The sequence below is a fragment of the Nonomuraea sp. NPDC050540 genome (assembly GCF_044457485.1).
Classification (GTDB): Bacteria; Actinomycetota; Actinomycetes; order Streptosporangiales; family Streptosporangiaceae; genus Nonomuraea.
Genome location: NZ_JBITHA010000015.1, coordinates 86113 through 106530, shown reverse-complemented (window position 1 = coordinate 106530; position 20418 = coordinate 86113). Strand labels below are relative to the sequence as shown.

The following is a 20418-nucleotide window of genomic DNA, read 5'->3' as shown; positions in this document are numbered from 1 at the left end:
CTCAGCCGGAGACGGCCTTCTCCAGCACCCGCAGTTCCTCGGCGCCGAGGTCGCGCAGCGGGGCGCGGCAGTATCCGGCCGTTCTGCCCCTGATCCGCAGGACGCCCCGGTAGAGCGCCAGGTCGCCCACCCCGCGTACCGGCGGCTGGAAGAGCATGCGGCGCAGCGGCAGCAGCTCCGCCCACCGGGAGCGTGCCAGGGACAGATCGGCGGCGCGCACGGCGTCCCACACGCTCACGGCGGCGGCGGGGACGATGTTGAGCAGCCCGCTGATCCACCCGTGCGCACCACCGGCCAGGGCCTCCAGCGGCGAGGTGAACCCGCCGTAGAAGGCGTGGAAGCCGGGCAGCGCCGACAGCTCGCTCAGCTGGTGCACGGTGGGCAGCGTGCTCTTCACCCCGTGGATGACCCCGTCGGCGTGCAGCGCCGTCAGGTCGGGGACGTCCAGCGCGGGGACGGCGGCGTTGGCCGGGATGTTGTAGACCCAGATCGGCAGCCCGCTCGCCGCCGCCACCGCGCGGTAGTGGCCCAGCACCTCCTCGCGCGAGGGCCGCTGGAAGTAGGGGAGCACGACCAGCGCCGCGGCGGCGCCCGCCGCCTCGGCGTGGGCGGTGAGCGCGACGGTCTCCGCGGTGGTGTACGCGCCGGTCCCCGCCAGCACGGGAACCCGGCCGGCGACCGTCGCCACGGCCGCCTCCAGCAGCGCCCTGCGCTCCTCGCCGGACAGCGCCACGAACTCGCCGCTGGTGCCGCCGACGACGAGCCCGTGCGCGCCCTCGCCGACCAGCCAGTCCAGATGGTCGGCGGTGGCGTCCAGGTCGAGGCGCCCGAACCGGTCGAACATGGTCAGCGCGGCCGGGTAGACGCCGTTCACCGGGTGCCGCCGGCGTCGTACTCGGGACGGAAGGGGTGCTTGACGATCTCCTCGATGCGCAGCTTGGGCCCGAGGCCGGGCGCGTCGGAGACCACCCACTCGCCGTTGCGCACCTGGGGCGGGTCCTCGGTGTAGCGCTCCCAGAACACCATCTGCTCCGGCGTGAGCATCGACTCGGAGATGAGCAGGTTGGGCAGCGTGGCGCCGAGCTGCCAGGTCGCCGCGCTGGCCAGGGGTCCGAAGGGGTTGTGGAAGGCGATCGAGACCGCGTTCGCCTCGGCCAGCGTCGCGATGCGCTTGGCCGCGGTGATGCCGCCGCAGAAGATCACGTCCGGCTGCGCCACCGACAGCGCGCGCCGCTCAAGAAACGGCGCCGCCGCGTACGGCCCGGCCCAGCGCTCCCCGGCGGCGATCGGCGTCGTGGACCGGCGCGTCACCTCGGCCAGCCACTCCGGCCGCTCCGGCGGCACCGGCTCCTCCACGAACGCCAGCCGGTACGGCTCCAGCACCTCGCACAACCGGATCGAGTTGGCCACGTTGAGCCGCCCGTGGCAGTCGAGCATCAGGTGCACGTCGGGCCCGGCGACCTCCCGCGCCGCCTCGAAGTACTCGGCCAGCAGCGGCCAGAACCAGTTGGGCAGCAGCTCGGTCTCGGTCTGCCGGGCGGGGATGGCGGCCGGCGTCTCGTGGTGGACGCTGGAGACCTTCGTGTAGAAGCCGGGCAGCGTGGTCTTGATCGCGGTGAACCCCATGGCCAGCCGGTCGGCGATCTCGTCGGCGAACTGCTCGGGCGTCTCGGTCGCCCTGGCGTGCGTGTAGACGGGGACGGAGTCGCGGAACTTCCCGCCCAGTAACCGGTGCACGGGCACCCCGAGCGCCCTGGCGTTGAGGTCCCACAGCGCCACGTCGATGGCGGAGATCCCGATCGTCAGCAGCGTCCCGCCGAGGAAGGAGTCGCGGTACATGCGCTCGAAGTGCTGCTCGATGCGGGTGGGGTCCTTGCCGACGAGGTACTCGCCGAGTTCCTCGACGATCGCGGAGACGGTCTTGGTCCGGCGGCGCATCGCGACCTCGGCCACTCCCTCCACGCCTTCGTCCGTCTCGATCCTGACGTAGATCGCGTTGTAGTACCCGAACTCGGCGATCCACTGCCGGACGGCGGTCACGCGCATTCGATGACTCCTATCACTTAAGACTCCTTCTCCCGATGATGTCCTCATCGTCCGAATAGAAAGGACCTAAGTCAAGAGTCTCAAGTTTTGCGGCCAAAATTGGGCCGATGGTCTACGATGACGTGGAACATAGGACATGAGTGGAGGCGAGACGTGGACACCGAGGCATTGCCGCGCGGGCGCGCGCTGCTGGGCACCCGAGTCGCCGCCCTGATCACGGACTACATCAGGAAGCAGGGTCTCAAGGAGGGCGACGAGCTCCCGTCGGAGGCCAGGCTGGCCGAGGAGTACGGCGTGAGCCAGCGCGTGGTCCGCGACGCCTTCCGCTCACTCAGCCAGCAGGGCGTCATCCGCACCCGGCAGGGCAAGCGCGCCGTGGTCAGCGAGCTGCGCCCGGTCGCCGTCCACAGCTACTTCCGCCTGGCCATGGAGGCCGACGGGTCGGCCATAGACGAGCTGGTCGAGATGCGCCTGGCCCTGGAGACCAAGGCCGCGGGGCTGGCCGCCGCCAGGATCACCGACCGCGAGCTGGAGGGCCTGCGCGCCCTGCTGGAGGAGGCCGACGCGGTCGGCGACGACCTGCAGCGGCGCGTGGAGCTCGACCTCGCCTTCCACCTCGGCATCGTCAAGGCCGCCCGCAACCGCTTCTTCACCGCGGTGCTGGAGGCCCTGTCCGACGTGCTGGCCAACGAGCGCGAGAAGGGCAAGGAGCTGACGGAGTTCCTCGGCGAGACGCACGCCGAGAGCGACGCCGAGCACAAGGCCTTGCTGCTCGGCCTCGGCACCCGCGACGCGGCGCTGGCCGAGCAGCAGATGCGCGCCCACCTGGAGCGCGTGCAGCGCACCTTCCGCGGCGACGACCTGGAGTAGGCGACGGCCTGGAGCAGGCCGTGACCTGCCGGAGGCCGTGACCTGCTGTGGGGGCCACGGGCCGTGGCCCCCACAGCAGGTCACTCCCAGACCGGCGCCCCCTCCGCCTCCCGGTAGCGACGGTCGAACTCGGCCGTGCCGTCGTCCTCCCAGACCTCCAGATCGGCCCCGCGCGGCTGCACCGGCAGGTTGCCCACGTACCTGCACTCCTCGAACAGCTGCTTGATCCCGGCGTAGCGGCGCACCCTGCCGTCGCCGAGGTGGAAGCCGAGCAGCTTGCGCGACGGCGACGGGGTGAACCCGTCCGGCACCCGCCAGCGCTCCAGCGCCTCCTCGTCGAACTCCACGCCCAGCCCCGGCGACTCGGGCACCCTCGCGTAGCCGCCCCTGATCTCGACGGGCGTGGTGATCAGGTCGTCGGCGTAGACGTTGAGGCAGGTCACCGCCGGCCAGCGGGCGTGGGTGAGCACGGCGCCCAGGTGCAGCGTCCACGCCGTGGTCAGTCCTGGCCCGACGATCTGCAGGAACAGGTCCTTGTTGAACGCCGCCGCCTGCAGGCCCTGCGCGATCGTCCCGGCCACGCCCGCGTTGCACGAGACGAAGCCGTCGATGGCGTCCTCGCGCATCCAGATCGGGAACAGGGCCTTGTTGTAGTGCTCGGCCAGCGGCCGGTCGACGCGGGCGCGCAGCGCCTTCTGCCCGGCCACGTCCGACTGGAGCACCGGCGACTCGTAGACCCCGACGCGCGGGCTGCGGTCGAGCTCGCGCAGTACCTCGACCGCCTCGCCCGGCGTGCGCAGCATGCCGTTCCAGTCGAGGTCGAGGACGTAGGTGGCGGGCGTGACGGCGGAGATGGCGGCCACCTGCTCATGGACGTCGAACCACGGCCTGGCCTTGAGCTTGTGCGCCAGGTAGCCCTCGGCCAGCGCGTCCTTGGCCTCCTCCGCCAGCACCCGGGCGGGCATCTTGGTGCTCCACCAGGCCAGCGGGCACCACTGGCGGACCATCGGCTGGCCGAGCAGCTGGTACACCGGGACGCCCAGGGCCTTGCCCGCCACGTCGTAGAGGGCCATCTGGAGACCGGCGCCCAGCGAGTCGTCGCCCATCAGCTCGGCGGGGTGGCGGTCGAGGACCCGGGCCACGGAGGCGTCGGTGGTCCTGGCCCAGGTGTAGTGGGGCAGGCTCTCGCCGTACCCGATGAGGCCGGGGGAGTTCGTGCGGACCCGCACGACCTCCACGACGGCGAACTCGGAGACGAGGATCTCGTTCCACGGCCGCGAGCGCTCCCTGAACGGCACCCGCAGGGTGACGCGCTCGACGGCGGTGACGCGCAGGCTCACGGAGCCTCCTTGGCGATGTTGAGCAGGGAGATGTCGTCGAAGTCCACCGTGACCTCGGCGGCGCTGTCCACCAGGAAGATGAGCTCGACCATGCCGACGGCGATGTTGCGCGCCTTGTCGGGGATCTCGCAGTCGAGCCGCAGCGGGGTCCAGGTGTCGTTGGCGCGCAGGCTGATCACGGGGGAGCGCACGGAGCTGCTCGGGATGGGGGTGCCCGCGGCGTCGCACAGGTCGAGCGCGAGCTGCACCGACGCCGCGGTGCCCGCCGGGGCCCGGTAGGAGGCGGTGAGCCTGGCCAGGCCGGGCGTGACGGCGATCTTCTGGCACGGCCCGCCCCAGCCCTTGCCGCTCACCCGCAGCACGGCCTGGTCCGTCGGGCGGGCGACGGCCCTGGTGCCGTTGGAGCGCGGCAGCAGCGTCCACGGGGGCAGGCCGGAGGTGAGGTCCGGGTTGACGACGAGGTTGGGCGCGGGCAGGCCGCGCAGCACGAGCGCGGCGTACGGGTTCGCCGCCGACAGGCTCCTGGCCAGGTCGGTGACCGGGCCGCCGGTGGGCTCGTGGGCGCGGATGTAGGCCACGACGCTCCAGTACTCGCCGGCGTTCCAGCCCGTCCAGACCAGGTTGGCGTGGGAGGCGGGGTTCATCTGCAGCACCAGCACCGGATCGGTGGCGAACTCCTTGATCAGCGCCAGCCGCCGCGCCGCCTGGTCCAGACGCCGCTGATGCGCGTCCGCGCCGCTCTGGAGCATCGCGAGCGCGGCCTCCTGCGTCGCGGGCGGGGTGACCGCGCGCGGGTAGCTGAGCGCCGAGGCCTCGTAGAACTCGTACGCGCGCCGCAGCACCGTCGCCCTGGCCCGCTGCGGCGCCGTGGCCGCCCGCGCCACCACCGAGTCGAGCAGGGTACGGCTGCGCGTCATGTCGCCGTCCTGGACCAGCTCAAGGTAGTGCGGCAGGTTGAAGGTCTGGTAGGTGGCGTTCGGCAGGAACCACGCCGAACCGGGCACCCGCTCGGCCCAGAACTTCTCCCATAAATCGAAATAGGCCAGCAGATCCCCGGCGGACGCCTTGCCGACCGCGCGCTCGCACCACTCCCGCTGGAGCGCCACCGGGTCGGCGTCGGCGTTCCACTGCAGCTTGGCGCTCACCCACGGCTTGGGGCCCTCGCCCCAGTTCGGGTAGAGCTCGGCGTAATGGGCGACGATGCCGCGTGCCTTCGCGTAGCGCATGGTCTTGGCGTAGCGGCGGGTGAACATCCTCGGCAGCAGGTACGGCGCGCCGTACAGGTAGTCGTAGAACCCGAGCTGCGAGCTGACCGCCAGCCACCGATCGGTCAGCGTGTGCGCGGCCGACTCCACGGCCGGGTCGGTCCAGGCGTAGCGGTCCTGCGTGAGGAAGGGCACCACCTGCCGGTGCAGCTTGAACGACGGCGGCGTCTCCAGCTTGCGGTAGGCCAGCAGCCCGAACCGCTTGCCGGGACGCTCCAGCAGAACCCGGCGTACGACCTCGTTCACCCAGGCGTAGTAGGCGGGCACCGGATCGGCCTCGGCGAAGCCCTCCCCGTCGTTGACCCCGAGCGAGTACGAGCTCGCCCCGGGGTTGGCGGTGAAGTACTCCAGGATTCCGGTGACGGCGGCGTCTATCGTGCCGGGCACGGTGAAGGCGGGCTGCCAGCCGGTCAGCTTGCCGGGCGCCGGGGGTTTGCCGCCCGGGTAGAACTCGGGGTTCGACACGCCGTAGCGCTCGACGGGGAAGAGCGCGTGCAGGTTGTGGTGGAAGGCGATGGGCTCGGTGGTGGTGCCCTGCATGCGGTTGCGGCGGGCCCACAGCTGCTGGAGCGGGTAGCGGGTGTCACGCAGCGGGCTGAAGGAACGCATGGCGAAGGCGGGCTGCTGGCAGAGCGCGACCGCGGGCACCTCCAGGGCGGACAGGGCCGGAACGTCGTCGCCGTCGGGGCCCGGCATCAGCCAGCGCACCCCGGCGTAGCGCTCCAGGAACTCGCGCACGCCGTTGGCGGTGCCGGTCGGGCTCGGCCCGACCACGGTGAGGCTGCCCTGGTAGGGCCGGATCAGGAAGCCGTCCCTGTCCAGCTTGGCCAGCAGGCCGGGCACGGCGGGGTCGGGGCCGGGCGAGCCCACGTGGACGGGCGTCAGGCCGGGCGCCGCGGTCCTGGGCAGGCGCACGCCGGTGGCGCGCTCGACGTAGGCGACCAGCTCGGCGGCGGCCTCCTCCGCGTCCGGCGGGGCGATGACCGCGGCCATCGCCCTGCCGGAACGCACGATCGGCAGGCCCGCCTTGGGGCGGATCCACGGGGTGGCGGCGACGGCCCCGGCGAGGCCGAACAACTGGCGGCGTTTCATGGTCACTTCCCGTATCCGGCGGCGATGCCCTCGATCAGGCGGCTGCTCATCCACAGGTAGAGCAGCAGAAGGGGGATGACGACGATGCAGATCCCGGCGAACAGCACCGACCAGCGGGCGCCGGTGTACTGCATGGTCTGGATGAAGTTCAGCAACGTCAGCGAGATCGTCTTCTTCTCCTGCAGGAACGACAGGGCGAAGAACGTCTCGCCCCAGTCGCCGATGGCCTGCAGGATGAACAGCGCCAGCAGTCCCGACCTGGTCAGCGGCAGCATGATCCGCCAGTAGGTGCGGTACGGGCCGGAGCCGTCGAGTGCGGCGGCCTCCTCCAGTTCGCGGGGGAGCGAGGAGAAGAAGGCGGTCAGGAAGAAGACGGCGAACGGCAGGTTGGTGGCGATGTAGACGATCAGCAGGCCGCCGAGCGAGTCGATCAGCCCGACCCGGTCGAGGCCCAGGTAGATCGGGATCATGATGGCCGGGGCGGGGATGCCGAGACCCAGCGCGAAGAAGATGGTGACCGGGCCGGACAGCCGCCAGCTGAAGCGGGCGAGCACGTACGCGGCGGGCGCGGCCAGCACGATCGTGCCGAGCCCGCTGCCGATCACCAGCAGCAGCGAGTTGACGACGCCGTCGCCGAAGGCGGCCGAGGTCCAGGCCTCGCCGTAGTTGCCCCACTGCGGGGAGGCGGGCAGACCCCAGGGATCGTGGACCACCTCCCGCGTGGTCTTCAGCGACGACAGGGCCATCCAGGCCACGACGAACAGGTCGAACAACGCCAGCGACCAGGCCAGCGGCATGGCGAGGAGTCTCATGTGACCTCCTTGCGTCAGTAGGTGGCCTGCTCGCGGCGGGCCATGACCCGCCGGACCAGGACGGTGAGCACGACCGTGAGCAGCATGGTCAGGACGGCGGCAGCCGAGGCGATGCCGTACCTGGGGACGCCGTCGGAGGGGAAGGCGCCGGCGTAGGCGTAGACGGAGAACGTCCACAGGCCGGTCGGCGGCAGGCTGCCGGTCGCGCCGGCGAAGACCAGCACGAACTCGAACGTCTTCAGCGCGCCGATCGCCCACAGCACCGCGCAGACGCCGATGACGTCCCACATCAGCGGCAGCGTGATGTGCCAGAAGCGCGTGAGCGGACCGGCGCCGTCGAGCTCGGCGGCCTCGTAGAAGTAGCGGGGGATGCGGTCGGCCGCGGCCATGAAGATGACCGTGTACGTGCCCGCGGCCAGCCAGGTCATCCCGGCCATGACCGTGGTGAACATGTTCTCCGGCGCCAGCCACAGCGGCGGCTCCGCCACCCCGAGCGACTTCAGCACCGAGTTGGCCAGCCCGTCGGGGTCCAGCAGGAAGCCCCACAGGATCGCGATCACCAGTCCGGGCACCAGGCTCGGAAAGAAGATCACCGCCCGCACGAATTTCCTGCCGACCATGTCCTGCAGCAGCATGGTCAGGGTGAACGCGATGACAAAGACGGCCGCGCCCACCAGCACCAGGATCTTCATGGTGTTGGCGAAGGAGGTGCCGAAGACGGGGTCGGCGACCATCTCACGGTAGTTGGCCAGCCCCGCCCACTCCATGGCGCCGACCCCGGCCCACTCGTTGAAGCTGATCCAGACCGTGATCACGCTCGGTACGATCATCACCAGCGCGTAGACCAGCAAAGCGGGCAGCAGGAACGGGCCGATCATCCGGCGACGCGCGGCCTCGAACGGGCTGCCGCCCCGCCGTGACCGGGGAGCGGCCTTGACCGGAGGCCGCTCCAGGACCGCGGTCATCCTTTGGACTTCCAGTAGGCGGCCGACTGCTCGGCCATCTGCTTGGTGAAGTCGGCGGCGCCGATCTTGCCGAACAGGAGCTGGTCGCTGAGTGGCAGCAGGACCTTGGTGTTGAAGTCACCCATGTCCAGGACGTCGGCCTTGTTGATCTCGCCGCTGTCGAGGGCGGTCTTCAGGTCGGCCACCTGCGGCGCGGCGGGCACGTCCTTGCGCACCGACATCTCCAGCGCCACCCCGGCCACCTTGTCCTGGTACTTCTTCTGCAGGAAGAAGGCCAGGAACTTCTTGGCCGCGTCAGGGTTGGCCGCCTTGACCGGGATGCCGAAGCCGGTGGTGGTGACGTTCATCGTGGGCGCCTTGCCCTCGACCGCCGGGAAGCGGAACGCGCGGAACTCCAGGCCGGGCTTGGCGTACGGCGCGACCTCCTTGGGCAGGTAGGTGCCCTGGTAGAGGAAGTCGGACTCGCCGTTGGCCCACTTCTGCTGCATGGCGGGGAACTTGGCGGCGTTGAAGCCGTCGGGGAAATAGCCGCCCCTGGCCAGCGACTCCACCATCTGGGCCGCCTTGAGCACCTCGGGCTTGAGCCAGCCCTGGCCGCTCTTGTCCGGGGCCAGCGCGTGCCAGCCCTCGTCGCCCATGATCGCGCGGGCGAAGTGCTCCAGGTAGCGCATGTTGTAGTTGGGGATGCTGCCGTCCTGGCCGAGCGGCTTACGGCCCTGGGCCTTGCGCTCGTCGAGGACCTTCACGAACTCCTCCCACGTCTTGGGCGTGGTGGGGAAGTCCTTGCCGTTGTAGAACCACCCGTAGGTGGACACCTGGTACGGGAGCTGGGCCAGCACGCCCTGCGACGAGGTGGCCATGCGCTTGTAGGCGTCTCCGACGATCTGCCCGACCGTGGCCTGTTCGCCCTGGACCGTGGCCGCGTACACGTCGGACAGGTCGAGCGCGCCCTTGGCGGCGGCGAACTGGCGGGTCAGCTCCCTGTTGTTGCCCTCGATCAGGTCGGCGGGCACGTTGGCGGTGTTCAGGCTGGGCAGGAACGACTTCATCGCGGTGCGGCCCTTCCACTGCACCCTGACCTTGACGCCGGTGGCCTTCTCGAAGTCCTTGAACGCCTCGGCCAGCACCTTCTGGTTGGGCTCGCCTTCGGACCACATGCTCCAGACGCGCAGTTCCGCCGCCTTCTCGCCGCTTCCTCCGGAGCCGCAGGCGGTGGCGGCCAGGGGGAGGGCGAGCAGGCTCGCAGCGATTCTTAACCTCATGTTTCTTGCCTCTCGCCAAGTAAGACATAGGACAGACCATCGTGTGTGCTCACGGTACAGCGCAATGCTGGTGGGTCAATAGCCCACTTGACGGACATGTCGCCGAGGCATACATTCCGCTCAATCTTCCGTCCTAGGTCCTACTTGAAAGGACTTATCGTGACTTCAACGGATCGACGGCGTGTGCTGGGGTTGCTGGGAGTGTCGGCTGCGGCGGTGGTTCCGCTGGCCGCGAGCCCTGCTCAGGCCCAGACCCGGTTCAAGGAGAACGAGCTCAACGTCTACCCCGCCTCCGCGTTCGGCGCGGTGGGCAACGGCACCACCGACGACTCCGCGGCGTTACAGCGCGCGATCGACGCCGCCTCCGCCGCCGGCGGCGGGTCGGTGCACCTCGGCGCGGGCAGGCGCTACCTGCTCGGCGCCCCTCTGCGCCTCAAGAACGGGGTGAGCCTGCGGTCGGAGCGGACCAGGGCCACGCTCGTGCTCTCGGCGGGATACAGCCAGAGCCACGTGATCGACGGGAGCGGGCTGTCCGTCGTGGGCCTGCGGAACCTGGCGATCCTCTGCGACGACCGGGCCTCCCTGACGCGGGCCGTACACCTGACGGGCTGCAAGGACGTGCTGATCGAGAACGTGCACCTGGAAGGACTCAAGGCCGGCGCGTACGAACCCCTGCCCGGCACCGCCTCCACCGCGCTGCTGCGCCTGACCGACTGCCACCGCGTCCACGTCGGCGGCTGCCGGATCAGCAAGGCCTACGTCGGGATCAACGTCAACGGCAACGGAACCAACATCACGGTCGACGACTGCGACTTCCAGGACGTCACCCAGTTCGGCCTGCACGTGCTCGGCAACACCGAGTCGCACACCGAGTACCTCACGGTCAGCCGCAACCGCCTCGAACGCATCGGCGGCAAGCCCGGCCAGGTCGGTTACCCGGTCTACATCACCTGCGGCGGCAACAACCCGGCCGCGCACAAGCACCGCTTCGTGCGCGCGATGGACAACCTGGTCATCGGCAACAAGCTCGCCTACGGCCAGGGCGGCAACGCCGACCTGCTCGCCGTCTACGACATCTTCGACGGCATCTTCGAGCGCAACACGCTCTTCTACGGCGGCGACGCCGGCCTGTCCACCGACCGCTGCAGGAAGCTGGTCATCTCCGACAACATCGTCGGCCACTGCAACACCGTCGGCATCAACGTCTGGCAGTCCAACGACGTCACCGTCACCGGCAACGTCGTCTACAACAACCACCAGAACTACGGCGGCGGACTCAGCAACGAGCCGCGCGGCGGCATCAGGACCTACGCCCGCACCGGCTTCAAGGCCGAGAACGTGGTCATCAGCGGCAACCGCAGCTTCGACGACCAGGAGGTCAAGACCCAGGACTACGGCATCTTCATCCACGCCAGGACCCGCGGCGTGGACATCGGCGCCAACACGCTCACCGGCAACAAGGAGGGCATGTTCCGCACCGGCACGCAGGAGGACATCAGCTACTCCTTCACCGTGACGCGCACCGCCGCGCCCACCGAGGGCTGGTGGGAGAAGGGCATGGTCGTGCAGAACCGCAACCCCGCCGCCGGCCAGCCGTTCGGCTGGGTGTGCACCGTCTCCGGCAAGCCCGGCACCTGGCTGCCGCTGCCGGGACCGGCCTGATGGAGCGCCGCGCCCTGTTCGGCGGCACAGCCGCGCTGGCCGCGAGCGGGCTCGTGCTCGCCGCCCCCGGCGACACATCCGGCCTCTACGTGGAACGGCTCGGCCCCCGGCAGCTCATGGTCTGGACCCGCGAGCCCGGCCACCTGTGGATCCGCTACGACCTGCGCCACTTCACCGACACCGCCAAGCGCATGGACGCCTGGCGCATCCAGGAGATCACCGCCGTACGGCAGGCGGGCCCGCCTCCGGCCACGGCCGAGGGCATCCAGCTGGCCACGGCCGCCGCCTACCCGTACGCCATCAAGCCGGCCGGTGCGCCCGACCACTTCGGCGGCCTCCACGGCGACGAGCTCCTGCGGAGCCTGCTCTTCCTCGTGGACGGCCGCGCCGCCGTACCGTCCGGCATCCTCCAGATGGGGGAGTTCGAGCTGGCCCAGGACACTCAGGTCCTCGATCCGGCCGTCGAGGCGCCGACGGTCCTCGGCGACATGAACGTGCGCCACATCTTCACCGCCGCCGGGCTGCGGATCCGGTGGGTGCTGCGCTGGCGGGCCGCGCGTGCCATCGAGTACGCCTATGGGGCCATGCTCCCGGCGGTCAGGGCCGACGGGGTCACCACCCGGTTCCGCTACCTCGACCAGGCGATCGAGCACAAGATCGGCACACCGGGGCATCGGGTGCCGCCGGCCGACAGCTACGGCGCGGAGCTGTACAACACCGTCAACGGGGCGACGATGTCGGTCGAGGTCGAGCCCGGCTTCTTCAACGGCTACGCGCAGTCGGACGGGCGCGGGGTCTGGGTCTACGACGGCGACAAGTACAACAAGGTCTACCCGACCAGGGTCAGCAAGCCGGGCAGCGAGCAGGTGGCGCCCGGGGACATCTGGCGGCTGGACGCGGTCTACCGCATCCGCTACCCGGAATGACCGCTACCCGAATGGCCGTTCAGCCGGAACGACCGTTCCGGCTGAACGGCCGGTGAGTAGGTGACCGGGGCGGGAGGGGGATGCGGTATTTTCTCCCTCCCGCCCCGGTTTCCCCTGCCTTTAGCGGCCTCGGAAGGCAGGGAAATCGGAGGAACCTCAGGCGGGGCCTGAGGTTCAGGCGGGCCTGGTGGGGGCGCCGCCGTTGCGGGCGGACTCGTACACGGCCAGGACCAGCGCGAGCGCGGCCCGTCCGTCGGCCGAGGTGACCTCGGGGGCGCGCCCCTCGGCGGCCGCGGCGATGAAGTCGGTGAGCTGGGCGCGGTGCGACTCCGGACCCAGGCGGGCCGGGGCGTTCTGAGCCCGGTCCTCCTCGCCCACGCGGAAGCTGGTCGGCACCTCGTTGTCCACGATCGCGTGCCCGGCGTCGCCGTGGACGGAGACGCGCACGCTGGCCCCGCCGTACGCGGCGGTGCTGGCGAAGACGCGGCCGAGCGCGCCGTTCGCGAACCGGACGGCGGCCACGACCGTGTCCTCGACCTCGATGTTCTCGTGCGCGAGCAGCCCCGAGTAGGCGCTGACCGACTCCACCGGCCCGAGCAGGGCCAGCAGCAGGTCCACGACGTGCACGCCCTGGTTCATGAGCGCGCCGCCGCCGTCCATCGCCCAGGTGCCGCGCCAGCCGCCCGAGTCGTAGTACGACTGGGGACGCCACAGCGTGACCTCGGCCGTCCCGGAGGTCAACCGGCCCAGTTCGCCGCGGTCGACGGCCGCCTTCACCGCGCGGAAGGACGGCTCGAAGCGGCGCTGGCTGATCACGGTCACGCTCTTGCCGCTCTCGCGCTCGGCCGCGATGATCCGGTCGGCCGCGGCCAGCGAGATGTCGATCGGCTTCTCGACCACCACGTGCTTGCCCGCCTTCAGCGCGGGCACCGCCACGTCCGCGTGCAGGCCGCTGGGCAGGCAGATCACCACGGCGTCCACGTCGTCGCGGGCGTAGAGCTCCTGCGTCGAGCCGAGCGCCGCGCAGCCGTGCTTTCCGGCGAGCTCCCTCGCCCGCGCCAGGTCGTTGTCGGCGACGGCGACGAGCTCCGCCGTTCCTGCCATGTCCGCGATGAGCCTGGCGTGCAAGCCGCCGATGACTCCGCTCCCGACGATCCCGAACCGCACGGACCACCTCCACGTCGTAACTTATGACCTAGGACTCTAGATGTCTTCCGGGAAATAGGTCAATATGCCGGTATAACGAGAGAAGGAGTGCCCCATGAGGCTCGGACTGATCGGGCTCGACAACACCCACGCCGACCACGCCATCCGCCACCTCAACACCGAGCGCGCCCTCGGCGACGTCCGCATCGTGGCTCTTTGCGGAGGTACGGCGGAGCGCACCGCCCAGCTCTCCGGCCAGGGCGGCGTCGAGTTCGGCGTGGACCGGCCCGAGGACCTGATCGGCCGGATCGACGCGGCCATCGTCATGGACAGGGATGGCGACCTGCACAGGCCTCACGCCGAACCCCTGCTCAAGGCGGGTGTGCCGGTCTTCGTGGACAAGCCCCTGGCCGGATCCTCGGCCGACGCGGAGGCGATCCTGGCCGCGGCCAGGACGGGCGGCGTACCGGTGACCTCCTCCAGTGCGCTGCGCTGGGCGGTGGAGGCGATGCGTGATCGGCTGGAGGCGCTCGGGCCGATCCGCTCCGTGGTCGCCACCGGCCCCGTGCAGCGCGAGAGCCCGTACGGCGGAGTGGCCTTCTACGGTGTGCACGTCGTGGAGATGGCCCTGCACCTGCTGCCCCCGCCCGAGGGCGAGCCGCGGATCTCGGTGCTGCCCGGCGGGGTGCTGGCCGTGGCGCGGGCGGGCGCCGCTCACGCGGTGCTCAACCTGGTCGAGCGCGACGCCGACGGCGCGGTCCCCTTCGCGATCCAGGTGACGGGCACCCGCGGGGTCCTCGCCGAGCAGCCCTCGCTGGGCAAGGACTACACGCTGCCCGCGCTGCGGCGGTTCGCCGAGATGGTGGAGAGCGGAAAGCCGCCCTTGGACGAGGAGGCCCTGCTGGCGCCGGTCCGGCTGCTGGAGACGCTCACCCGCGCAGTACCTCCGCGATGAACACGTCGATCTCGGCCTGCGCCCGCGCGCTGTCCTTGCTGCCCGGCTCGTAGAAGAAGCCGTGCTCGGCGCCCGGCAGCAGCACCACGCGCGCGCCGGGGAGCGTCGCCGCCAGTTCGCGCACGTGCTCGTGCGGGAAGAAGCGCTCCTTGCCGACGACGATGAACAGCATGGGCGGCGCGGTCGCCGGGTCGGCGTGGTGCGCGGGTGAGGCGGCGGCGTAGTCGCCGCCGGCGAGATGCTCGACGGCCGCGCGGATCTCGGGGTCCATCCCCGGCCAGGGCCGCAGGCTCGCGCCCGGCCCGTTGACGCTGACGCACCCGGCGGGCTCCAGGCCGTTGGGCGACAGCGACAGCAGCGTGGCCAGGTGGGCGCCGGCCGAGCTGCCGACCAGGAACACCGGCAGCTCGCCGAGCCCGCGCTCGTCCAGATGGGTCAGGAGGCGCTGGTACCCGTCGGCGACGTCGTCGAGCAGCGCGGGCAGCCGCTCGCCCACCCGGTAACCGAGCGAGGCGCTGATGACGCCGCGCGCCCCGGCCCGCCGCATCTGCCTGTGCCACTGGGCGGCCTCGCCCGCGCGCCAGCCGCCGCCGTGCACGAAGCACAGCGCGTAGGGTGCGTGCGCGGCCGGTGGGTGCAGCAGGTCGAGCCGGCGGCGCGGGTGCGGCGGGCCGTCGTACGGCAGGACACGAATGCTCATAGCTAGATCCTAGGTCCTAAGTTTGGAGAACGGCAGATGACGGATGTGCGCATCAGACAGGCCGGTGCCGACTTCAGGGAGGTGATCCTCGACCACCCGCTCAGGCTGGCCGGCGCCACGGTCGACCGGTTCACGCTCGCGGTGGTGACGGCCGAGGTGGAGACCGCGGACGGGCGGTCGGCCGAGGGGAGTGGCGCGAGCGTGCTGTCGGTCCCGTGGGCCTGGCCGCGTTCGCCGCTGAGCTGGCACGCGCGCGACCAGACGTTGCGCGACATGGTCACCGGCCTGTGCGCGGACGCCGGGTCCGCGTCGGGCGACCCGCTGGAGATCTGCGCCGAGCTGGAGACGCGCCTGTCCGGGCCGCGCGGGGTGCCGAGGCTGGCGGCGTCGCTGGTGCTCGGTGCCGTGGACAACGCGGTGCACGACGGCTGGGCCCGCGCGGCGGGCCGCCCGGTGGCCGGGCTGTACCCGGAGGCGCTGGCCGACACCCGCCTGTCGGCCCTGCTGAAGGAGGGGCTCGGCGAGCCCAGGACCCGCCTGCCGGTCCAGCATGTGGTGGGCGTCGGCGACTCGCTCGACGAGGTAGGCGCCTGGCTCGAACGCGACGGCATCCGGCACGTCAAGGTCAAGGTCGCCGGCCAGGACCCGCGGGCCGACGCCGCCCGGATCACCGCGATCCACGCCCTGCTCGGCGGCGGCGGAAGCGTCTCCGTGGACCCGAACGAGGGCTGCCGGAGCGCCGCCGGCGCCGCCGCGATGCTGGACGCCCTGCCGTCCGGGGTCCTGGCCGACGTGGCCTACCTGGAACAGCCCGTACCGAGGGACGCGCCCCCCGACCCTGACGGCATGCGGGAACTGGCCCGCCGCGTCCCCGTTCTGGCCGACGAGTCGCTGGCCGGCGTCGCCGACCTCGACCGGCTCGCGGAGGGCGGCTGGAGCGGCGTGGTCGTCAAGGCCGCCAAGGGCCAGAGCCTCGCCCTGCGCAGCTGGGCCTACGCGAGGGAGCACGGCCTGGCCGTGATGATCCAGGACCTCACCGCCGTGGACCTGGCCCTCGCGCACTCGGCCCGGCTGGCCGCGACGCTGCCGTGGTCGTGGCCGCCGTTCGAGTGCAACAGCAGGCAGTACGCGCCGCGGGCCAACGACGGCCTGGCGTTCATGGCGGTCCAGGATGGGCAGATCACCCTGGAGCCACACTATTCCGGCATCCGTTGAAATAGGACCTAGGTCTTTTCTTCTGGTCGATGTCCGCTTAGAGTCGGGGCCGTGCGAGTGGCATGGATAGGCACCGGACTGATGGGCGAGCCGATGGCACGAAGGGTGCTGGAGGCGGGCCATCGGGTCACGGTCTTCAACAGGACACCGGCCAGGGCAGCGGACCTGGCCTCCAGGGGAGCCGAGGTCGCCGAATCGGTCGCCGCGGCCGTGGCGGGCAGCGAGGTGGTGATCACGATGCTGCCCTACCCGGCCGACGTCGAGCGGGTCTACGGCGAGGTCCTCGACCACGCGGGCGCGGACCTGGTCGCCGTGGACTGCTCCACCTCCTCACCGGCGCTGGCGCGGGACCTGGCCGAGCGGGGCGCGGCGCGCGGCGTCGCCGTCCTGGACGCGCCGGTCAGCGGCGGCCCCGCCGGAGCCCAGGCGGGCACCCTGTCGGTGATGGTCGGCGGTGACGCCACGGCCCTGAAGCGGGTCGGGCCGGTGCTCGCCGCCGTCGCCGGCACCGTCGTGCACCACGGCGGGCCGGGCACCGGGCAACTGGCCAAGCTGGTCAACCAGACGCTGGTGGCGGGGGTGACGCTGGCCGCCTGCGAGGCGTACGCGCTGGCCGGGCACGGCGGGCTCGACGTCGAGAAGGTCCTGGCCTCCGTACGGCCGGGCGTGGCCGGCTCACCTCTGCTGGACTTCCTGTGGGGCAAGCTGCGCGCGGGCGACCTGGAGCCGGGCTTCAAGCTCGACCACTTCATCAAGGACCTCACGCTGGCCGGCGAGGCCGGGGGCGGGCTGGAACTGTCCGGGCTGGCCAACGTGATCGAGGTGGCCGAGCGGGTCAGAGCCGTCCACGGCGGCGACCGGGGCACCCAGGCGCTGATCAAGGCGGCCGAATGATCATCGACTCGCACGTGCACGTCGGCACCTGGAAGTACCCCGAAATATCGGCCTACCTTCCGCAGATGGCCGACGTCGACGCCGCCGTCCTCGTCCAGTTCGTCGGCAACACCGACAACTCCTACCTGCTGCGCTGCGCCGAGGCCCACCCCGGCAGGTTCGCCGTCGTCGCCATGGTCGACACCGAGACGCACGGCGCGCCCGGGCACGTCGCCCGCCTGGCCGCATCCCCCCACGTCAAGGGCGTGCGGCTGTGGGCGGCCACCCGTTCACCCGGCCCCGACCCGTACGCGCTGTGGCGGGCCATCGCCGCCGCGGGGCTCGTGGCCAGCGTGCGCGGCCCGCTCGCCGACATCGCGGACCCGGCCTTCGCCACGCTGCTCGACGAGGTGCCCGGCCTCACCGTACGCCTGGAGCACCTCGGCTTCACCACCTACCCCGACGCCGACCCCGCCCACTTCGGCAGCTTCCTGGCGCTGGCCGAACGCCCGCTCGTCCACACCATGTGGGCGGGCTTCTACGCCAACAGCGGCCGGCCGTACCCGCACCCCGACGCCGACCCCTTCCTGCGCGAGGCGGTCGCCGCCTACGGCGCCCGGCGCGTCACCTGGAGCGGCGACTGGAACCGGCCCGACCCCGCGCCGGGCGACTACAAGTCCGCGATCAACCACGTGCTGGAGCGCCCCTACCTCACCGACGAGGACAAGCGCTGGATCCTCGGCGGCGCCTCGGCCGCGCTGTTCGGCATGGGCGGATGACGCCCCGCCTGGGCATCGTCGGTCCCGGCGCCATCGCGGAGCGGCACGCCGCCGCGCTCGCCGCGGCCGGCGCCGACCTGGCCGCCGTCGCCGGTCCCGACCACGGGCAGGCCGCCGCGTTCGCCGCGCGCTTCGGGATCAAGCAGGTGTACGGCACCGCCCACGACCTCTACGCCCATCCCGGTCTCGACGCGGTCGTCATCGCCACCCCGCACGCCCACCACGCCGCGCAGACCCTGGCCGCGCTCGACGCCGGCCTGCACGTGCTGTGCGAGATCCCGCTGGCCCTGACCCTGGCCGACGCCGAGGCGGTGGCCGAGCGGGCGCGCGCCACCGGCAGGCTGGTCGCGGTGGCGCACACGCTGCGCTTCTGCCGGCCGTACCTGCGGGTGCGGGAGGAGATCGAGCGGGGCGCGCTGAGCGTCACGCACGTGGTGGCGCGCACGCTGATGCTGCGCCAGGACGACACCGGCATGGGCGGACGGCCGCGCGACTGGACCGACGACGTGCTCTGGCACCACGGCGCGCACACCGTGGACGCGGCGCTGTGGCTGCTCGGCGCCCAGCGGGCCGACGAGCGAGGCACCGGCGAAGAGCCCTGGCGGGCCGAGGCGCACGGGGCCCGCGGCGAGCCGTGGCGGGCCGAGGTGCACGGGGTCAGCGGCGAGCCCTGGCGGGGCGGCCCGCCCATGGACGCCGGAGCGGTCCTGCGAACGCCGGGCGGCGCGCTGGCCACGATCGCGCTGTCCTACCACTCGCGGCTGCCCGCCCGCGAGCTGACGGTCATCGGGGAGGACCGCACCCTGCACCTGTCCGGCGGCCTGCTGCGCGAGCACGACGGCACGGTCCTGCTCGACTGCGGCGACCGGATGGAAGCCGACGGCCTGGCCCGCCAGGACGCCGACTTCCTCGACGCGATCACCCTCGGACGGCCGCCCGGCTGCTCCGCGGCCGACATCCTGCCCGCGACGCGGGTGCTGCACGAGTGGGGAGCACGATGAACGAACTGGCCGCCATGGTCGCCGAGGAGGCCGCGCTGGCGCTGCGCACGGCCAGGCTGGCGCTGCTGCCGATCGGGGCGACCGAACAGCACGGCAGGCACCTGACGCTGGAGACCGACTTCGCCATCGCCGCCGCGTTCGCCCGCAGGCTCGCCGCCGACCTCGGTCCCGACGCGGTGCTGTGCCCTGGCGTGCCCTATGGGCTGTCGGAGCACCACCTGGGCTTCCCCGGCACGATGACGTTGCGGCCAGAGACGTTGCTGGCCCTGCTGCGCGATCTGGCCGAGTCGCTGGCCGAGGCGGGTGTGCGCAAGGTCCTCGTGGTCAACGGCCACGGCGGCAACGTCGACGCCGTACGGCTGGCCGCCCGCGTCCTGCGCCGCGACCACCAGGTGACGATGGCCCACGTCATGTGGGCGGGCCTGGCCGGCGACGTCATCGCCGAACTCATGGGCAGCGAGCGCTACGGCCACGCCTGCGAAGGAGAGACCTCCGTGGCCATGGTGCTCGCGCCGCACCTCGTACGCGCCGACCGGATCGGCCCGCCCGCCGACCCGCTGCCCGTCCTCCCGCACGCCGCCCCGCCCGCGCCGAGGGTGGACCTCGCACTCGCCTACCACCGCCTGTCGGCCACGGGCGCGCTGGGCGACGCCAGGCTGGCCACGCCCGAGATGGGTCACAAGATCGTCGACACCGCCTACGGCCGGGCGCTGGAGTTCGCCCGCGCCTTCGCCGAGGAGGAATGATGCGCGTCCTGGTCGCCGGAGGCTCCGGGGCGGTCGGCGCGCTGGTGCTGCCCGCCCTGGCCGCCCGCCACACGGTGCGCGTCCTGGACCTGCGCCCGCCCGCCGAGCCCGTCGGATACGTGGAGTTCGTCGAAGGCAGCGTCACCGACCCGGCCGCGCTGAAGCGGGCGGCCGACGGCCAGGACGCCCTGCTCTACCTGGCCATGGGCAGGAAGACGGGCTGGCGCGACGGCCTCGAATGGGCGCGTACCCACTTCACCGTCAGCGTGACCGGCCTCTACCTCACCATCGAGGCCTGCGCCGCGGCCGGCGTCCGGCACGTCGTCTACGCCAGCAGCATGTCCGTCTTCGCCGGATACCAGTCCCGCGACTACAGCACGGACCCCGAGCCCGACAACACCGACGCCTACGGCCTCAGCAAGCGCCTGGGCGAGCAGGTGTGCGCCGCCGCCGTCACCGCCCACGGCCTGACCGCGACCGCGTTGCGCCTGGTCGGGCCAATGGGCGACGACGAGTGGCTGGCGCCGGACGTCTCCCCGGTGATGACGGCGGGCAGCGACGTGGCCGCCGCCTTCCTGGCAGCCCTGGACCGCCCGCGGCCCGCCTTCGCCGCGTACACGATCACCGGCGACCACGAGCGGCGGATCCTCGACTGGACACCGGCGGAACGCGACCTCGGCTGGAGCCCCCGAGCCCGCCGGTGACCGGCCGGTATCGCCCCTATATCCTGTGAGCGACTTGAGGAGGTGAGACCGATTTCCGC

The 20418-nt window shown here is 71.8% G+C and carries 19 protein-coding genes; 10 read left to right on the top strand and 9 right to left on the bottom strand.

Annotated features, from left to right (window positions below; translation table 11 throughout):
• Position 1: 1 nt before the first annotated feature.
• Both ACIBI5_RS39190 and ACIBI5_RS39185 read right to left on the bottom strand, forming a co-directional pair.
• Positions 2-874, bottom strand: a complete 873-nt coding sequence (locus tag ACIBI5_RS39190; RefSeq protein ID WP_397254447.1) for a dihydrodipicolinate synthase family protein — start codon at positions 872-874, stop codon at positions 2-4.
• Positions 871-2046 (bottom strand): mandelate racemase/muconate lactonizing enzyme family protein, encoded by a 1176-nt coding sequence (locus ACIBI5_RS39185; RefSeq protein WP_379614131.1) that lies wholly within the window; start codon positions 2044-2046, stop codon positions 871-873. The genes ACIBI5_RS39190 and ACIBI5_RS39185 overlap by 4 nt, the downstream gene beginning before the upstream one ends.
• A 153-nt stretch (positions 2047-2199) precedes the next feature.
• Between ACIBI5_RS39185 and ACIBI5_RS39180 the strand changes: the two genes are divergently transcribed.
• Positions 2200-2916, top strand: coding sequence for a FadR/GntR family transcriptional regulator (locus ACIBI5_RS39180; RefSeq protein ID WP_397254445.1), 717 nt, complete (start codon positions 2200-2202; stop codon positions 2914-2916).
• A gap of 80 nt (positions 2917-2996) precedes the next feature.
• Here ACIBI5_RS39180 and ACIBI5_RS39175 read toward each other — a convergent pair whose 3' ends face one another.
• Genes ACIBI5_RS39175 through ACIBI5_RS39155 form a run of 5 tightly spaced genes read right to left on the bottom strand, consistent with a single transcriptional unit; the run spans position 2997 to position 9652 of the window.
• Positions 2997-4256 carry a mandelate racemase/muconate lactonizing enzyme family protein gene (locus tag ACIBI5_RS39175; RefSeq protein ID WP_397254443.1) on the bottom strand — a complete coding sequence of 420 codons (1260 nt, stop codon included), beginning with the start codon at positions 4254-4256 and terminating at the stop codon, positions 2997-2999.
• Positions 4253-6613, bottom strand: coding sequence for a DUF4838 domain-containing protein (locus tag ACIBI5_RS39170; protein ID WP_397254441.1), 2361 nt, complete (start codon positions 6611-6613; stop codon positions 4253-4255). The genes ACIBI5_RS39175 and ACIBI5_RS39170 overlap by 4 nt, the downstream gene beginning before the upstream one ends.
• Before the next feature lie 2 nt (positions 6614-6615).
• A complete protein-coding gene (locus tag ACIBI5_RS39165; protein WP_397254439.1) occupies positions 6616-7425 on the bottom strand; it encodes a carbohydrate ABC transporter permease in 810 nt (269 codons plus the stop codon).
• 14 nt (positions 7426-7439) lie between these two features.
• The gene (locus ACIBI5_RS39160) at positions 7440-8390 is read right to left on the bottom strand and encodes a carbohydrate ABC transporter permease (protein ID WP_397254437.1); all 951 of its coding nucleotides are present in this window, start codon (positions 8388-8390) and stop codon (positions 7440-7442) included.
• The gene (locus ACIBI5_RS39155; protein ID WP_397254435.1) at positions 8387-9652 is read right to left on the bottom strand and encodes an ABC transporter substrate-binding protein; all 1266 of its coding nucleotides are present in this window, start codon (positions 9650-9652) and stop codon (positions 8387-8389) included. The genes ACIBI5_RS39160 and ACIBI5_RS39155 overlap by 4 nt, the downstream gene beginning before the upstream one ends.
• 159 nt (positions 9653-9811) lie before the next feature.
• Here ACIBI5_RS39155 and ACIBI5_RS39150 point away from each other — a divergent pair, with 159 nt between their 5' ends.
• Both ACIBI5_RS39150 and ACIBI5_RS39145 read left to right on the top strand, forming a co-directional pair.
• A complete protein-coding gene (locus ACIBI5_RS39150; RefSeq protein ID WP_397254433.1) occupies positions 9812-11314 on the top strand; it encodes a right-handed parallel beta-helix repeat-containing protein in 1503 nt (500 codons plus the stop codon).
• Positions 11314-12240, top strand: coding sequence for a hypothetical protein (locus tag ACIBI5_RS39145; RefSeq protein WP_397254431.1), 927 nt, complete (start codon positions 11314-11316; stop codon positions 12238-12240). The genes ACIBI5_RS39150 and ACIBI5_RS39145 overlap by 1 nt, the downstream gene beginning before the upstream one ends.
• A gap of 174 nt (positions 12241-12414) precedes the next feature.
• On the opposite strand, the gene ACIBI5_RS39140 is transcribed toward ACIBI5_RS39145, so the two are convergent.
• On the bottom strand, positions 12415-13407 hold the full coding sequence (locus tag ACIBI5_RS39140) for a Gfo/Idh/MocA family protein (protein WP_397254429.1): 993 nt from the start codon (positions 13405-13407) through the stop codon (positions 12415-12417).
• Between the two features lie 94 nt (positions 13408-13501).
• Between ACIBI5_RS39140 and ACIBI5_RS39135 the strand changes: the two genes are divergently transcribed.
• Complete coding sequence (locus ACIBI5_RS39135) at positions 13502-14341, top strand: Gfo/Idh/MocA family oxidoreductase (protein ID WP_397254427.1); 840 nt, start codon at positions 13502-13504, stop codon at positions 14339-14341.
• Here ACIBI5_RS39135 and ACIBI5_RS39130 read toward each other — a convergent pair.
• Positions 14316-15041, bottom strand: coding sequence for an alpha/beta hydrolase (locus tag ACIBI5_RS39130; RefSeq protein ID WP_397254425.1), 726 nt, complete (start codon positions 15039-15041; stop codon positions 14316-14318). The two genes, ACIBI5_RS39135 and ACIBI5_RS39130, sit on opposite strands and share 26 nt — an antisense overlap.
• A gap of 36 nt (positions 15042-15077) precedes the next feature.
• Between ACIBI5_RS39130 and ACIBI5_RS39125 the strand changes: the two genes are divergently transcribed.
• The 6 genes from ACIBI5_RS39125 to ACIBI5_RS39100 are packed head-to-tail and all read left to right on the top strand — an operon-like array spanning position 15078 to position 20359.
• A complete protein-coding gene (locus tag ACIBI5_RS39125; RefSeq protein ID WP_397254423.1) occupies positions 15078-16256 on the top strand; it encodes an enolase C-terminal domain-like protein in 1179 nt (392 codons plus the stop codon).
• A 51-nt stretch (positions 16257-16307) separates the two neighbouring features.
• The gene (locus tag ACIBI5_RS39120) at positions 16308-17150 is read left to right on the top strand and encodes an NAD(P)-dependent oxidoreductase (RefSeq protein ID WP_397254422.1); all 843 of its coding nucleotides are present in this window, start codon (positions 16308-16310) and stop codon (positions 17148-17150) included.
• Positions 17147-17908 (top strand): amidohydrolase family protein, encoded by a 762-nt coding sequence (locus ACIBI5_RS39115; protein ID WP_397254420.1) that lies wholly within the window; start codon positions 17147-17149, stop codon positions 17906-17908. The genes ACIBI5_RS39120 and ACIBI5_RS39115 overlap by 4 nt, the downstream gene beginning before the upstream one ends.
• Positions 17905-18909: a Gfo/Idh/MocA family protein gene (locus tag ACIBI5_RS39110; RefSeq protein WP_397254418.1), complete on the top strand. Its 1005-nt coding sequence runs from the start codon at positions 17905-17907 to the stop codon at positions 18907-18909. The genes ACIBI5_RS39115 and ACIBI5_RS39110 overlap by 4 nt, the downstream gene beginning before the upstream one ends.
• Complete coding sequence (locus ACIBI5_RS39105) at positions 18906-19655, top strand: creatininase family protein (protein ID WP_379614098.1); 750 nt, start codon at positions 18906-18908, stop codon at positions 19653-19655. The genes ACIBI5_RS39110 and ACIBI5_RS39105 overlap by 4 nt, the downstream gene beginning before the upstream one ends.
• Positions 19652-20359 (top strand): NAD-dependent epimerase/dehydratase family protein, encoded by a 708-nt coding sequence (locus ACIBI5_RS39100; RefSeq protein WP_397254416.1) that lies wholly within the window; start codon positions 19652-19654, stop codon positions 20357-20359. Before ACIBI5_RS39105 ends, ACIBI5_RS39100 begins: the two co-directional genes overlap by 4 nt.
• The last annotated feature ends 59 nt before the right edge of the window (positions 20360-20418 follow it).

Bases quoted from the DNA above. Each gene is read 5' to 3' on its own strand.
- ACIBI5_RS39115 (WP_397254420.1), top strand. From the start codon at position 17,147: ATGATCATCGACTCGCACGTGCACGTCGGCACCTGGAAGTACCCCGAA.
- ACIBI5_RS39145 (WP_397254431.1), top strand. From the start codon at position 11,314: ATGGAGCGCCGCGCCCTGTTCGGCGGCACAGCCGCGCTGGCCGCGAGC.
- ACIBI5_RS39165 (WP_397254439.1), bottom strand. From the start codon at position 7,425: ATGAGACTCCTCGCCATGCCGCTGGCCTGGTCGCTGGCGTTGTTCGAC.
- ACIBI5_RS39135 (WP_397254427.1), top strand. From the start codon at position 13,502: ATGAGGCTCGGACTGATCGGGCTCGACAACACCCACGCCGACCACGCC.
- ACIBI5_RS39110 (WP_397254418.1), top strand. From the start codon at position 17,905: ATGACGCCCCGCCTGGGCATCGTCGGTCCCGGCGCCATCGCGGAGCGG.
- ACIBI5_RS39160 (WP_397254437.1), bottom strand. From the start codon at position 8,390: ATGACCGCGGTCCTGGAGCGGCCTCCGGTCAAGGCCGCTCCCCGGTCA.
- ACIBI5_RS39105 (WP_379614098.1), top strand. From the start codon at position 18,906: ATGAACGAACTGGCCGCCATGGTCGCCGAGGAGGCCGCGCTGGCGCTG.
- ACIBI5_RS39170 (WP_397254441.1), bottom strand. From the start codon at position 6,613: ATGAAACGCCGCCAGTTGTTCGGCCTCGCCGGGGCCGTCGCCGCCACC.
- ACIBI5_RS39125 (WP_397254423.1), top strand. From the start codon at position 15,078: ATGACGGATGTGCGCATCAGACAGGCCGGTGCCGACTTCAGGGAGGTG.
- ACIBI5_RS39185 (WP_379614131.1), bottom strand. From the start codon at position 2,046: ATGCGCGTGACCGCCGTCCGGCAGTGGATCGCCGAGTTCGGGTACTAC.
- ACIBI5_RS39130 (WP_397254425.1), bottom strand. From the start codon at position 15,041: ATGAGCATTCGTGTCCTGCCGTACGACGGCCCGCCGCACCCGCGCCGC.
- ACIBI5_RS39100 (WP_397254416.1), top strand. From the start codon at position 19,652: ATGATGCGCGTCCTGGTCGCCGGAGGCTCCGGGGCGGTCGGCGCGCTG.
- ACIBI5_RS39155 (WP_397254435.1), bottom strand. From the start codon at position 9,652: ATGAGGTTAAGAATCGCTGCGAGCCTGCTCGCCCTCCCCCTGGCCGCC.